Genomic DNA, 13,821 nt, shown 5'->3' on the forward strand with positions numbered 1-13,821 from the left:
CAGCAAGGGACCAAGGTCACCCAGGCGCCAGGACCGCTTGGGGCTCAGGTGAGCTTTGTCGTCCGCGAGGCCACCGCACCCGCGACGACCGCCCAGACCGCGAGCACCACGAAAGGTTCGGGCGCGAACGAGCCGTCCACCAACGCGGCGCGCATCCCCTCCGCCAAAGCCCCGGAAGGCAGCAGCTCCACCACCCGAGCCAGCCCCGCAGGCAGCGACGACGGCGCCAGCAGGATCCCGCCCGCCAGCAACAACACGAACCACACGATGTTCGCCAGCGCCAGCACCGCCTCGGCCCGCAACGCCCCACCCAGCAGGACGCCGAGCGCACCGAACGCCAGCGTTCCCAGCACCAGCAGCAACACCGCCGAGAAGAGACCCGCCGGCGAAGGCGACCACCCCAGGAACGCCGCCACCACGCCGATGATCACCGACTGCAGGAGCACCACCACCAGGGCCGCCGCCAGGCGGCCGGCCACCAGCAGCCACCGCGGCAACGCCGTTGCCGAGAGCCGCTTCAGCACCCCGTAACGGCGGTCGAAGCCCAGGGCGATCGCCTGGCCGGTGAACGCCGACGACATCACCGCCAGCGCCAGGATCCGCGGGGTGATCCAGTCCACTCGCGGTACAGCGCCCAGTGAAGACGCCGGCAGGATGTCCAAAAGGGACAGCCCGATCAGCAGCGCCAGCGGGATGAGCAGGGTCAGGAGCACCTGCTCGCCGTGGCGCAATGTCAAGCTCACCTCGACGCGCGCGTGCGTGCGCAGCATGCGGCCCAGCGATCCCCGGCCGGGCGCGGGGGTGAAAGTCCCAGGGGCGAAAGTCATGCCCGCAGCTCCCGTCCGGTCAGCTCCAGGAAGACCTCTTCCAGGGTCCGCTTGCCGACCTGCAGTTCCTCCGGCAGCACGCCCTGCTGCGCGCACCACGCCGTGACCGTCGACACCACCTGCGGGTCCACCGAGCCGACCACCGTGTACGTCCCCGGGGCCGACTCGCGCACCGCGTAGCCCTCCGGGAGCGCCGCCGTCAGCAGGGCCGTGTCCAGCCGGGTGCGGGCCTTGAACCGCAGGCCCGCGCTGCCCGTTTCGTCCGTCGTCAGCGACTGGGGCGCACCCGAGACGACCACCTTGCCGTGGTCCACGATCACCACCGTGTCGGCCAGTGCTTCGGCCTCCTCCATCAGGTGCGTGGTCAGCAGCACCGAGACGCCGTCGCGGCGCAGGGCGCCCAGCAGGTCCCACACCAGGCGGCGGGCCTGGGGGTCCATGCCCGCCGTCGGCTCGTCGAGGAACACCAGCTCGGGCCGCCCGACCAGGGCGCACGCCAGGGACAGCCGCTGCTGCTGGCCGCCGGACAGGCGCTTGAACGGCGTCCGGCGCACCGAGGCCAGCCCGAGGACCTCCAGCAGCCACGCCGGGTCCAGCGGTGAGGCCGCGCACGAGGCCACCAGGCGCAGCATCTCGTCGGCGCGGACGCCGGGGTACGCGCCGCCGCCCTGGGGCATGATGCCGATGCGGGGGCGCAGCTGCGCCGACTCGCGGACCGGGTCGAGGCCGAGCACCCGCACCGTGCCCGCGTCAGCGCGCAGGAAGCCTTCGCAGAGCTCGACGGTGGTGGTCTTGCCGGCCCCGTTCGGGCCGAGCAGGGCGAGCAGGCTGCCGCGCTCCATCCGCAGGTCGAGGCCGTCGACCGCGCGGGTGGAGCCGAAGTTCTTTACCAGCCCGCTGATCTCGACGGCCACGACACTCACATCGGGTCACGATACGGCGTCGACCGGCTCGGGTACCCGCGGGGACGGCTTGGCGAGCAACGCGGGAGCGAGCCGCCGCACGATCAGCGTCCCGCTGCCGCAGACGACGACGGCCGCGACGTAGGCGAACGGCAGGACGTACGGGCGCCCGTCGAAGGTGCTGCCGGTCGGCGGGAGAAGGAACGGCAGGGCCGCGCTGATCACCGTCGCCGCGACGCGGAACCGGGACGTCCCGGCCGCGGCGGCCAGCGGGATCACCGCCCACAGCACGTACCACGGCTGCAGGTTGATCTGCAGGATCATCACCGCGCCGAGGGCGACGCCGAGGCCGATGATGGGCCGGTAGCGCCACTTGAAGCTGTCCCAGAGGAACTTGAACGTGATGGCCAGCGCGACCGCGTAGCCGAGCACGCCGAGGATCGGCACCAGCGCGTCGGTGTGGTTGCCGAGCCCGAGCGCGATGCCGAGGACGCCGGAGAGGTTGGCCAGCTCGGCGGTCGGCGAGATCCAGGAGCGGACCAGGCCGGGGGTGTTGAACGTCGCCCCGAACCAGCCGAAGCCGAGGCCGGTGCCGAAGCAGACGGCGACCAGGACGACGCCGAACCACAAGGCCATCGGAGCGCCCGCCAGGAACAGGTCCTTCAGCCTGCCGTGCCAGCGCCGGGCCACCATCACCGCGAAGAACGGCAGCGCGAACACCGCGGGCAGCTTCACCGCGACGCCGAGGGTGATGATCGCGACGCCGAGCCCGATGTAGAGCAGCTCGCCGCGCGCCAGCGGGGGCGGGGTGTCACCCTTCACCCGGATCGGCAGCCGCCGGATGCCGACCTCGAGGCCGGCGAGCATCAGGCCGACGGCCAGCGCGTCGTTGTGGGCGCCGGCCACGAAGTGGAAGATCAGCAGCGGGTTGAGCGCGCCGAGCCACAGCGCGGTCGCGGGCTGGACGCCGAAGCGGCGCGCCAGCCGGGGCAGCGCCCAGACGATCAGGACGACGCCGGCCAGCGCGAGCAGCCGCTGCAGCAGGACGCCGACGGCGATGCTGTTGCCGGCCAGCGGGGCCAGCCAGCCGCCGAGGCGCAGCACCACCGGCCCGTACGGCGCCGGCGTCTCGCGCCACATGTTCGACACGCCCGCGGTGAACGGGTCGGCGACGCCGAGGGCCTGCGCCGGGCCGAGGACGTACGGGTCCATCCCGCGGTGCACGATCTCGCTCTGGGCGAGGTAGCTGTAGACGTCGCGGGAGAACAGCGGCGGGATGACCAGCAGCGGCAGCACCCACAGCGCGATGGTGCGCGCCAGCTGGCCCTGCGACGCCAGGCGCGTGCGGCTGGGCTGGGCGAACCGGCCGAGCATCAACCAGCTCAGCACCAGGATGCCCATGCCGGAGATGGCGATGGCCAGCGACACCGTCGGGATCCGGGTGAACAGCCGCAGCACCGGGATCTCCTGCACCGGGTTGATCACCGGGGCGGCGCCGGCGCCCAGCGAGCCGAGGGCGAGGAACAGCGACCCGACCGTGCCGAAGCGGCGGACGACGTTCAGGCCGCGCTGCTCGCCGGCCTCCAGGGGGAGCGGTTCGCGGGGGCGGACGGGGGACAGCGTCACCGGGTGGGTACTCCCGGTTTCGAGCCGTGCGACTTGCTGCTCCTGTTCACCCACTGCCACGCAGTGCAGGGTATCGGTCCCCCCGGCGAGTGAGTCGGGTCACTGCCGGACACCCCGCCTTTGCCGCCCGGGCGGAAATAAGACACACTTGTGTTGTGAAAAAGACGGAGGCGGGTGACCAGGCGGGCGGCGACATGCTCCGCGCCGCGCACCTGCACGTCCCGTCGCAGGTCAGCGCCGAGGGCAAGACCCGGCACGAGGTCGCCCGGCTCCTGCTGGAACAGGGTCCCATGACCGCCGTCGTGGTCGCCGAGCAGCTCGGGATCAGCCCCACCGCCGTCCGGCGGCACCTGGACGCACTTCTCGCGGATGGCGAAGCCGAGACGCGGGACGCGCCGCGCCGCGGACCCCGGGGCCGGGGTCGTCCGGCGAAGCTCTTCCTGCTGACCGAGCCCGGCCGCGCCCGGTTCGGGCACGCCTACGACGACCTGGCCGTCTCCGCCATCCGCTTCCTGGCCGAGCACGCCGGGGAGGACGCCGTCCGCGCCTTCGCCGAGCGGCGCATCGAGAAGCTGGTCGGCCCGCACCGCTCCGCGATCACCGCACCGGGTGATCCCGCGACGCGCGCGGAGGCCCTCGCGACCGCGCTGACCAGGGAAGGCTACGCTGCGTCGACCCGCCAGATCGGCGCTCCCGCAGCCAGCCAGAATGTCACGGGCACCAGCCAGAACGTCGGAGCGCAGCTCTGCCAGCACCACTGTCCGGTCGCCCACGTCGCCGCGGAGTTCCCGCAGCTGTGCGAGGCCGAGACGGAGGCGTTCGCGAAGCTGCTGGGCACCCACGTCCAGCGGCTGGCGACCATCGCACGCGGGGACTCCGCGTGCACCACCCACGTTCCCGTTCCGGCGGGTAACAACCCGGCCCATCCCGAGCCGGGCAGCACGGTGCCCCCTGGGCGCACAGCACGGATCCCGAATGGAGGGAAACCCGCATGACTGCCGCTGCCGAGCAGCGCACTCCCACCACCGCGCCACTGAGCCAGGAAGAGACCATCGAGTCCCTTGGCAAGTACGCGTTCGGCTGGGCCGACTCCGACGAAGCGGGCGCCAGCGCCCGTCGCGGGCTGAACGAGGACGTCGTCACCGACATCTCCTCGAAGAAGTCCGAGCCGGAGTGGATGCGCGAAGCGCGACTGAAGGCGCTCAAGCTCTTCGAGAAGAAGCCCATGCCCAACTGGGGGGCCGACCTCTCCGGGATCGACTTCGAGAACATCAAGTACTTCGTGCGGTCCACGGAGAAGCAGGCCACCTCCTGGGAGGAACTGCCCGAGGACATCAAGAACACCTACGACAAGCTGGGCATCCCCGAGGCGGAGAAGCAGCGCCTCGTGGCCGGCGTCGCCGCGCAGTACGAGTCCGAGGTCGTCTACCACCAGATCCGCGAGGACCTGGAGGAGCAGGGCGTCCTGTTCCTGGACACCGACTCCGCGCTCAAGGAGCACCCGGAGCTGTTCCAGGAGTACTTCGGCTCGGTCATCCCGGCTGGCGACAACAAGTTCTCCGCGCTGAACACGGCGGTGTGGTCCGGCGGCTCGTTCATCTACGTCCCCAAGGGCGTGCACGTCGAGATCCCGCTGCAGGCCTACTTCCGGATCAACACCGAGAACATGGGCCAGTTCGAGCGCACCCTGATCATCGTCGACGAAGGTGCGTACGTGCACTACGTCGAGGGTTGCACGGCGCCGATCTACCAGTCCGACTCGCTGCACTCGGCGGTCGTGGAGATCATCGTCAAGAAGGGCGCCCGCTGCCGCTACACGACCATCCAGAACTGGTCGAACAACGTCTACAACCTGGTCACCAAGCGCGCCAAGTGCGAAGAGGGCGCGACCATGGAATGGATCGACGGCAACATCGGTTCCAAGGTGACGATGAAGTACCCGTCGGTGTTCCTCATGGGCGAGCACGCCAAGGGCGAGGTCCTGTCGGTCGCGTTCGCGGGCGAGGGCCAGCACCAGGACGCGGGCGCCAAGATGGAGCACCTCGCGCCGTACACGTCCTCGACCATCGTGTCGAAGTCGGTGGCGCGCGGCGGCGGCCGGACGTCCTACCGCGGCCTGGTCAAGGTCGCGAAGCGGGCGCACCACTCGCGCTCCAGCGTGGTCTGCGACGCGCTGCTGGTGGACACGATCTCGCGCTCGGACACGTACCCGTACGTGGACATCCGCAACGACGAGGTGTCCATGGGCCACGAGGCCACGGTGTCCAAGGTCAGCGAGGACCAGCTGTTCTACCTGATGTCGCGCGGGCTCGACGAGGCCGAGGCGATGGCGATGATCGTGCGCGGCTTCGTCGAGCCGATCGCCCGTGAGCTGCCGATGGAGTACGCGCTCGAGCTGAACCGCCTGATCGAGCTCCAGATGGAAGGGTCCGTCGGCTAGTCATGTCGGTTACCGAGAACAACGTTTCCGAGGCCCTTCGCGAGGGGGCGGTCATCCCGGCCGCCTCCCGCGCGGAGCGCTTCACCTCCTACGACGTCGAGGCCTTCGAGGTCCCGGGCGGCCGTGAGGAGAACTGGCGCTTCACGCCGATGAAGCGCCTTCGCGGCCTTCACGACGGCAGTGCCACCGCGACCGGCGAGATCACCATCGATGTCGAGGCCGCGCCCGAGCTGGGCATCGTGACCGTCGGCCGCGACGACCCGCGGCTGGGCCAGGCCGGCGTCCCGAGCGACCGGATCGCCGCGCAGGCCTACTCCTCGTTCACCAAGGCCACCGTCGTGACGGTGCCGAAGGAGACGAAGGCGTCGAAGCCGTCGGTGCTGCGCATCCACGGCCCGGGCGAGGGGCAGGTCGCCTACGGGCACCTGCAGGTCCGCGCCGAGGCGTTCGCCGAGGCCGTGATCGTGCTCGACCACGTCGGTTCGGGCACCTACGCCGACAACGTCGAGTTCGTCATCGGCGACGGCGCCAAGGTCACCGTGGTCAGCGTCCAGGACTGGGCCGACGACGCCGTGCACGTCTCCGAACAGCACCTGAAGCTGGGCCGCGACGCCGCGCTGCGGCACACCGTGATCACCCTCGGCGGTGACCTGGTCCGCGTCTCGCCGACGGCGACGTTCGCCGACAAGGGCGGCGACGTCGAGATGCTCGGCGTCTACTTCGCCGACCAGGGCCAGCACCAGGAACACCGGCTCTTCGTCGACCACGCGGTGCCGAACTGCAAGTCGCGCGTCATGTACAAGGGCGCGCTGCAGGGCGAGGGCGCGCACACGGTGTGGATCGGCGACGTCCTGATCCGCGCGGCCGCCGAGGCCACCGACACCTACGAGCTCAACCGCAACCTGGTGCTCACCCCGGGCGCCCGCGCGGACTCCGTGCCGAACCTCGAGATCGAGACCGGCGAGATCGAAGGCGCCGGCCACGCGAGCGCGACGGGAAGGTTCGACGACGAGCAGTTGTTCTACCTGCAGTCGCGCGGGATCGCCGAAGAAGCCGCCCGCCGGTTGGTCGTGCGCGGGTTCTTCCACGAGATCCTGGTCAAGATCGACGTCCCCGAGGTGCGCGAGCGCCTCGAAGCGGCGATCGAAGCCGAACTCGAAGCCGTTGGCGCCTGACCGCCCTCTCTGACTTAGGAAAACGAAGAATGGCAACGCTGGAAATCAAGGACCTGCACGCCTCGGTGACCACCGAGGAAGGCGCCAAGGAGATCCTCAAGGGCGTCGACCTGACGATCAAGTCGGGTGAAACGCACGCGATCATGGGCCCCAACGGCTCCGGCAAGTCCACCCTGTCCTACGCCATCGCCGGCCACCCCAAGTACCAGGTGACCTCCGGCGAGGTGCTGCTCGACGGCGAGAACGTGCTCGAGATGAGCGTCGACGAGCGCGCCCGCGCCGGCCTCTTCCTGGCCATGCAGTACCCGGTCGAGGTGCCGGGCGTGTCGATGTCCAACTTCCTCCGCACCGCGGCCACCGCGGTCCGTGGCGAGGCCCCCAAGCTGCGCCACTGGGTCAAGGAGGTCAAGGAGGAGATGGGCAAGCTCGAGATCTCGCAGGAGTTCGCCGAGCGCTCGGTCAACGAGGGCTTCTCCGGCGGCGAGAAGAAGCGCCACGAGATCCTGCAGCTGGCGCTGCTCAAGCCGAAGTTCGCCATCCTCGACGAGACCGACTCCGGCCTCGACGTTGACGCGCTGCGGATCGTCTCCGAGGGCGTCAACCAGTACAAGGCTTCGAGCGAGGTCGGCGTCATGCTGATCACGCACTACACCCGGATCCTGCGGCACATCACGCCGGACTTCGTGCACGTCTTCGCCGGCGGCAAGATCGTCGAGTCGGGCGGCAAGGAGCTGGCGGACGAGCTCGAGGAGCACGGGTACGTCAAGTACACCGGCAAGACCGAGCCCGCCGCGGTCTGACGTTCCATTACACCGAGAAGAGAGGAGTCGGCCCGATGACCACCACCTCGGCCAGCTCTGTGCCACTCGACGTGGCGGCCCTGAGGGCCGACTTCCCCATCCTGTCGCGCACGGTTCGCGACGGGAAACCCTTGGTGTACCTGGACTCCGGGGCGACGTCCCAACGCCCGACCGCGGTGTTCGAGGCCGAACGCGAGTACGTCTTCACGTCGAACGCCGCCGTGCACCGCGGTGCGCACCAGCTGTCCGAAGAGGCCACTGACGCCTACGAGTCCGCGCGGGCGAAGATCGCCGAGTTCGTCGGCGCCGACCCCGAAGAACTGGTGTTCACCAAGAACGCCACCGAGGGCATCAACCTCGTCGCGTACTCGATGAGCAACGCCGCCACGGCCGGTTCCGAAGCGGCGCGGTTCGTGGTCGGCCCGGGTGACGAGATCGTCGTCACCGAGATGGAGCACCACGCGAACCTCGTGCCGTGGCAGCAGCTGTGCCAGCGCACCGGGGCGACGCTGAAGTGGTTCAAGGTCACTTCGGAGGGCCGCCTCGACCTGTCCGATGTGGACGAACTGATCACGCCGCGCACGAAGGTGGTCGCGTTCGCGCACCAGTCCAACGTGCTCGGCACGGTCAACCCGGTCTCGCTGCTGGTCGAGAAGGCCAAGGCCGTCGGCGCGCTCACCGTGCTCGACGCCTGCCAGTCGGTGCCGCACTTCCCGGTGGACTTCCACGCCCTCGGCGTCGACTTCGCGGTGTTCTCCGGGCACAAGATGCTCGGCCCGTCCGGCATCGGCGTCCTCTACGGCCGCACCGAGCTGCTGGCCGCGATGCCGCCGTTCCTGACCGGCGGCTCGATGATCGAGATGGTCCGGATGGAGGGCTCGACCTTCGCGCCGCCGCCGCAGCGGTTCGAGGCCGGCGTGCCGATGACGTCGCAGGCCATCGGCCTCGGCGCGGCCGTCGACTACCTCACCGCCATCGGCATGGACCGCGTCGCGGCGCACGAGAAGGAACTCGCCGCGGCGGCGCTGGAAGGCATCGGCGCCATCCCCGGCGTCCGGATCATCGGGCCGACGGACCTCGAAGACCGCGGCGCGACCGTGTCGTTCGTGATCGACGGCGTCCACCCGCACGACGCCGGCCAGGTGCTCGACAGCCTCGGCATCGCCGTCCGCGTCGGCCACCACTGCGCGTGGCCGCTGCACCGGGCCTGCAACGCGCAGGCGACCGTGCGCGCGTCCTTCTACCTGTACAACGAGCTGTCCGAAGTGGACGCCCTGGTGGCCGGGGTCCGCGAGGCGCAGAAGTTCTTCGGGGTGGGGCAGTGAACCTGGAGAGCATGTACCAGGAGATCATCCTGGACCACTACAAGAACCCGCACGGGCGCGGTCTGCGCGACCCGTTCGACGCCGAGTCGTTCCAGGTCAACCCGACCTGCGGCGACGAGGTGACGCTGCGGGTCAAGGTCGACGACGGCAAGGTCGCCGACGTCTCCTACGAGGGCCAGGGCTGCTCGATCAGCCAGGCCTCGACGTCGGTCTTGACGGATCTCGTCGTCGGCCACACGCTTGAGGAGGCGTTCACCACCATGGACGCCTTCGTGGAACTGATGCAGGGCAAGGGAAAGGTCGAGCCGGACGAGGACGTGCTGGAGGACGGGGTCGCCTTCGCGGGCGTCGCCAAGTACCCGGCCCGCGTGAAGTGCGCCCTCCTCGGCTGGATGGCTTTCAAGGACGCCGTCGCCCGGACGAGCAGTGGAAATGGACAGGCATGACCGAAGAAACCGCCACTCGTGAGGGGCGCACCGCCGCCGACCTCGACGCCGAGACCACCGCGAAGCAGGACCTCGACCTCGCCAAGATCGAGGACGTCGAAGAGGCCATGCGCGACGTCGTGGACCCCGAGCTCGGGATCAACGTCGTCGACCTCGGCCTGGTCTACGACATCCGCGTCGAACCGGACAACACGGCGACCCTCGACATGACCCTGACGTCCGCGGCCTGCCCGCTGACCGACGTCATCGAGGACCAGACGAACGCCGCGCTGACCTCCGGCGGCCTGGTCAAGGACTTCCGGATCAACTGGGTCTGGATGCCGCCGTGGGGCCCGGAGAAGATCACCGAGGACGGCCGCGAGCAGCTGCGCGCCCTCGGCTTCACCGTCTGAGTTCTGCCACGTCGAACGGGTCACCCTCCGGGGTGGCCCGTTTCGCGTATAACGCCCTATACGTGTGCCAGGTCAGGGCGTAGAGGACGAGCGCGGTCAGGAGCCCGCTGCCCGAGCCGGTGACGGCCAGGTAGGTCCCGTTGCCGAAGACGCCCGCGGGCGTCATCGGGTCGTGCCCGGCGAGGAACGGCAGCACCTGCACCGCGGCGCCGGCGAGCGCGCCGGCCGCCAGGAACGCCGTCACGAGCCTCCGGTGCCGGCTGGGCGGCGGGGCGGGCGCGGTGGCGGCCCGGCGGTACCAGCGGACCAGCCACCAGGCGAGCACGGCGGCGCCGGCGATCGTGCTGACCAGCTGGATCAGCCGTCCGACGTCGACGCCGGTGACGAGCGGGATCCGCAGGAAGGCGAACCCGCCGCTTTCGTGCGTGAAGGCGTCCCAGCCGACGTGCGTGAGGGCGCCGAGGACGAGCGAGAGGCCGATCCAGCCGGGTCGCTTCCAGCCGAAGTGACGGGGGAGCCGTTCGGCGAGCGGTCGCGGCGCCAGCGCCAGCAGGGGCCGCTTGAGCAGCACGTGGAACAGCGCCAGCAGGACCAGGGCGATGAGCGGGTCGAGCCAGAGGGCCGACGCGAACTCGTGGGTCTTGCTCAGGCCGACATCGGGCAGCCGTGGCACGAACCAGAAGACGTCGGGCGCGACCGACCCGGCGACGAGCGCCGAGGGCACCAGCGGCCGTCTCGCCAGCGGCAGCACGGCGGCGGGATGACTCAACGTGAACGGCACGGGAGTTAGTATCCCGGGGTGGTCCTGCGGTCGATCCTCCTGTTCCTGGCCGCGGCGGTGTGCGAGATCGGCGGCGCCTGGCTGATCTGGCAGGGCGTCCGCGAAAACCGCGGCCTGCTGTGGATCGGCGGCGGAGTGGTCGCGCTGGGCGTGTACGGCTTCGTGGCGACGCTCCAGCCGGACGCCCACTTCGGCCGCATCCTCGCCGCGTACGGCGGGGTGTTCGTCGCGGGATCGCTGGGGTGGGGGATGGTCGCGGACGGCTACCGGCCGGATCGGTACGACGTGCTCGGTGCGCTGCTGTGCCTGGCCGGGGTTGCGGTGATCATGTACGCCCCGCGCGCCGGGTAGCGCCGGAGCGCCGGAAGACGACGAAGAGCAGCCGCAGTCCCACCAGGGCGCTGATCACCAGCAGGTTGTAGCCGAACACCTGGTGCAGCGTCAGGTCCGCGGTGATGCGCGGGCCGCCCGAGCCGGTCAGCAGCAGCACCGCCATCAGGCCCGTCGCCGCGCCCGTGCAGGCCAGCAGGATCTCGTGGACCAGGCCGGTGACCACTTCGCGGTCGCGCTCGTCGGAAAACAGGCGGACGTTCACCGAGAGCCTGCCCTCCTCGATCGCCGCGCCGATGCGGTCGATGCGGCGGGGGATGCGGCGCAGCACCGGCAGGAGCGCCGTCAGCTCGCCGAGTGCCGTGCGGCCCAGGGGGCCCGGGCGGAGGCCGGCGCCGACCTGTTCGACGGCGAAGGCGCGGGACTCGGCGACGATGTCGAAACCGGGGTCGAGCGCCGCCAGCGTGCCCTCGACCGTGGCCAGCGCGCGGAACACCGCGGCCACCGGTGGCGGCACGCTGAGCCGGAAGTCCGCGACCACCCGGAACAGGCCGGTGAACAGGTCGAGGTCCGGGGTCCTCCCGGGACCGAAGTGGCGGGCGACCAAGGCGCCGAGCGCGCGTTCGAGCCGCTGTTCGTCGATCTCGCCGGTGCGGTCGACGACCTCGAGGAGCCCGTCGCGCAGGCCGGCCGGGTCGCCGCGGTCCAGGGCGAGCAGCAGGTTCTGCAGGCCGCCGCGCAGCCCGGCGTCGAGCCGGCCGACCGACCCGAAGTCGAGCAGGCCCAGGCGGCCGTCGGGCAGCAGCATGAGGTTGCCCGGGTGCGGGTCGGCGTGGAAGACGCCGCCGAGCATCACCTGGTCGAGCAGGCACCGCAGGAGCGAGCGTGCCAGCCGCTTGCGCTCGGACGGCGGCAGGGTGTCCTTCGCCGTGGCCAGCGGCTTGCCGTCGAGGCGGGACATGACCAGCACGCGCTCGGTGGACAGTCCCTTGTGGACTCGCGGGAGCGCGACGTCCGGGGCGCCCGTGGCGGCGACGGCGGCGATGTTGCGGGCTTCGATGGTGAAGTCGAGTTCTTCGGCCAGCGCGTCGGCGAACCCGTCGGCCAGCTCGCCGACGCCGAGCGAGCGCGCCCAGTCCGCGCGGTCCTCCAGCGCCGCGGCGACCCGCCGGAGGATCGCCGTGTCGCGCTCGGCCTGTTCCCGCACGCCCGGCCGCTGGACCTTGACCACGACGTCCTCGCCGCTGCGCAGCTTCGCGCGGTAGACCTGCGCGACCGACGCGGCGGCCAGCGGTTCGGGGTCGAACTCGGCGAAGACGTCGTCGGGCGAGCCGCCGAGTTCTTCGGCCAGCAGGGCCCACACGGCGTCGGCGCGGGCGGGCGCGACCCGGTCCTGGAGCCGGCCGAGCTCGTCGACGAACACCGGGGGCAGCAGGTCCGCGCGGGTGGAGAGCAGCTGGCCGAGCTTCACGAACGTCACGCCACCCTCTTCCAGCGCGCGGCACAGGGACCGGGCGAGCTTCGCGTGCCGTCCCGGCGCGAGGCCGGGTTCGCGCCGGCCGGTCAGGTAGCGGCCGAGGCCGTGCTTGACCGCGATCCGGCTGATCTGGACGTACCGGCGGGTGCGGCCGAGCCGGCCCCGCAGCCGGCCGAACCCGATGCCGTGCGGCAGCGCCATCTCCGCGACGAACAGGAAGATCAGCGTCGCGAGGAAGGCGCTGCCCGCCAACGGGATCAGCAGGCCGAGGGCCGCGCCGCCGTTGTGCAGCAGCGAAACCGGGAAGGCCTGCCCGATGCCGCCGGCGACGAGCCACCCGAACGCGGCCGCGCAGAGGGCCCGAACGGCGCCGATCCGGACGCCGAGCACGCGCCGGGAGGCGGCGACGAGCGGCCACAGCACCAGCACGTACAGGGGGAGGGTCAGCAGGCCCAGCAAGATGTCCATCGGTTCCCTTTCGCCGGGACCGAGCAGACCACGCCGGCCGCGGCCGGCGGCTCACGCGGCGGCGGGAGGCGTCTCCCTCCCGTGGGGGAACGACTTTCGGCCGTGGCCGCGGAAGTGGTGGCCTTCTAACCTGATCGCGCGAACCACGGTGAAGTGCTCCCTGATTCGGACGAAGGAGACACGATGAACGGACGCGTGATCAGCCGGGTCGTGGCGTTGGCCACGGCCGTCGCGGCCCCGCTGGGGCTGGGCCTCGCCACCGCCCCGGCCGCCTCGGCGGCCGCGGTCACGACGCTGTACTACAGCTCGTCGGGCGCACCGGACTACCTGGCCCAGATCGACCAGGGCGCGGCCAACTGGAACGCGGCGGTCACGGACGTGAAGCTGGTCAAGCGCGACTCCAGCGCCACGATCGTGTTCCACGAGATCCACAGCGGCGGCTCGTACACGAACACGAACGGCCACGGCCGCGGCCAGGTCTACCTGGACACGAGCCAGGTGGCGGAGGGCTACGACCCGACCCGCATCGCGGCCCACGAGCTGGGCCACAACCTGGGCCTGCCGGACCACTACAGCGGACCGTGCACGGAACTGATGTCCGGCCACGGCCCGGGAACGGCGTGCAAGAACGCGAAGCCGTCGCCGGCCGAGGCGGCGAAGGTGCAGTCGTTGTGGGTCAACGGGTTGGCGGCTCGGGCCGAGACCCGCGCGGTCGCTTACTGATCCGGTCGGAGGTGGCCTTCGCTCCGAAGGCCACCTCGGTCCTTCTTCGGTGCAGCCCGTGCCGAGCCGGTCCACCGCGAGAGGGAGGCGCGCCCGGCCGCTGGGCTGC

Annotated in this window: 14 protein-coding genes; 9 read left to right on the top strand and 5 right to left on the bottom strand. The window is 71.0% G+C overall.

Annotation, left to right across the window (positions count from 1 at the left end):
- Nucleotides 1-44 precede the first annotated feature (44 nt).
- The 3 genes from ACLJPY_RS24860 to mptB are packed head-to-tail and all read right to left on the bottom strand — an operon-like array spanning nt 45 to nt 3,409.
- Nucleotides 45-827, bottom strand: a complete 783-nt coding sequence (locus ACLJPY_RS24860) for an ABC transporter permease (protein ID WP_410591910.1) — start codon at nt 825-827, stop codon at nt 45-47.
- Nucleotides 824-1,750 (bottom strand): ABC transporter ATP-binding protein, encoded by a 927-nt coding sequence (locus tag ACLJPY_RS24865; protein WP_410591912.1) that lies wholly within the window; start codon nt 1,748-1,750, stop codon nt 824-826. The genes ACLJPY_RS24860 and ACLJPY_RS24865 overlap by 4 nt, the downstream gene beginning before the upstream one ends.
- A gap of 6 nt (nt 1,751-1,756) precedes the next feature.
- A complete protein-coding gene (gene mptB, locus ACLJPY_RS24870; RefSeq protein ID WP_410592465.1) occupies nt 1,757-3,409 on the bottom strand; it encodes a polyprenol phosphomannose-dependent alpha 1,6 mannosyltransferase MptB in 1,653 nt (550 codons plus the stop codon).
- A gap of 101 nt (nt 3,410-3,510) precedes the next feature.
- Here mptB and ACLJPY_RS24875 point away from each other — a divergent pair, with 101 nt between their 5' ends.
- Genes ACLJPY_RS24875 through ACLJPY_RS24905 form a run of 7 tightly spaced genes read left to right on the top strand, consistent with a single transcriptional unit; the run spans nt 3,511 to nt 9,933 of the window.
- Nucleotides 3,511-4,350 carry a helix-turn-helix transcriptional regulator gene (locus ACLJPY_RS24875; protein WP_410591913.1) on the top strand — a complete coding sequence of 280 codons (840 nt, stop codon included), beginning with the start codon at nt 3,511-3,513 and terminating at the stop codon, nt 4,348-4,350.
- A complete protein-coding gene (gene sufB, locus ACLJPY_RS24880) occupies nt 4,347-5,795 on the top strand; it encodes a Fe-S cluster assembly protein SufB (protein WP_331663519.1) in 1,449 nt (482 codons plus the stop codon). The genes ACLJPY_RS24875 and sufB overlap by 4 nt, the downstream gene beginning before the upstream one ends.
- A 2-nt stretch (nt 5,796-5,797) precedes the next feature.
- Nucleotides 5,798-6,970 (top strand): Fe-S cluster assembly protein SufD, encoded by a 1,173-nt coding sequence (gene sufD, locus ACLJPY_RS24885; RefSeq protein ID WP_410591915.1) that lies wholly within the window; start codon nt 5,798-5,800, stop codon nt 6,968-6,970.
- 29 nt (nt 6,971-6,999) lie between these two features.
- The gene (gene sufC / locus ACLJPY_RS24890) at nt 7,000-7,770 is read left to right on the top strand and encodes a Fe-S cluster assembly ATPase SufC (protein WP_410591917.1); all 771 of its coding nucleotides are present in this window, start codon (nt 7,000-7,002) and stop codon (nt 7,768-7,770) included.
- 35 nt (nt 7,771-7,805) lie between these two features.
- Nucleotides 7,806-9,095 (top strand): cysteine desulfurase, encoded by a 1,290-nt coding sequence (locus ACLJPY_RS24895; protein ID WP_410591919.1) that lies wholly within the window; start codon nt 7,806-7,808, stop codon nt 9,093-9,095.
- Nucleotides 9,092-9,541, top strand: coding sequence for a Fe-S cluster assembly sulfur transfer protein SufU (gene sufU / locus ACLJPY_RS24900; RefSeq protein WP_410591921.1), 450 nt, complete (start codon nt 9,092-9,094; stop codon nt 9,539-9,541). The genes ACLJPY_RS24895 and sufU overlap by 4 nt, the downstream gene beginning before the upstream one ends.
- Nucleotides 9,538-9,933 (top strand): metal-sulfur cluster assembly factor, encoded by a 396-nt coding sequence (locus tag ACLJPY_RS24905; protein WP_003071384.1) that lies wholly within the window; start codon nt 9,538-9,540, stop codon nt 9,931-9,933. The genes sufU and ACLJPY_RS24905 overlap by 4 nt, the downstream gene beginning before the upstream one ends.
- Here ACLJPY_RS24905 and ACLJPY_RS24910 read toward each other — a convergent pair.
- Entirely contained in the window at nt 9,923-10,714 is a 792-nt protein-coding gene (locus tag ACLJPY_RS24910) for a DUF4184 family protein (protein WP_410591923.1), read from the bottom strand. The genes ACLJPY_RS24905 and ACLJPY_RS24910 overlap by 11 nt on opposite strands.
- A gap of 18 nt (nt 10,715-10,732) precedes the next feature.
- On the opposite strand from ACLJPY_RS24910, the gene ACLJPY_RS24915 reads away from it, so the two are divergent.
- Nucleotides 10,733-11,065, top strand: coding sequence for a YnfA family protein (locus ACLJPY_RS24915; RefSeq protein ID WP_410591925.1), 333 nt, complete (start codon nt 10,733-10,735; stop codon nt 11,063-11,065).
- On the opposite strand, the gene ACLJPY_RS24920 is transcribed toward ACLJPY_RS24915, so the two are convergent.
- Nucleotides 11,040-12,989: an ABC1 kinase family protein gene (locus ACLJPY_RS24920; protein ID WP_410591927.1), complete on the bottom strand. Its 1,950-nt coding sequence runs from the start codon at nt 12,987-12,989 to the stop codon at nt 11,040-11,042. The genes ACLJPY_RS24915 and ACLJPY_RS24920 overlap by 26 nt on opposite strands.
- 183 nt (nt 12,990-13,172) lie before the next feature.
- Between ACLJPY_RS24920 and ACLJPY_RS24925 the strand changes: the two genes are divergently transcribed.
- Entirely contained in the window at nt 13,173-13,712 is a 540-nt protein-coding gene (locus ACLJPY_RS24925) for a snapalysin family zinc-dependent metalloprotease (protein ID WP_410591929.1), read from the top strand.
- Nucleotides 13,713-13,821: the final 109 nt, after the last annotated feature.

The sequence above is a fragment of the Amycolatopsis sp. lyj-23 genome, from assembly GCF_046549135.1.
In the GTDB taxonomy this organism is placed as follows: Bacteria; Actinomycetota; Actinomycetes; order Mycobacteriales; family Pseudonocardiaceae; genus Amycolatopsis.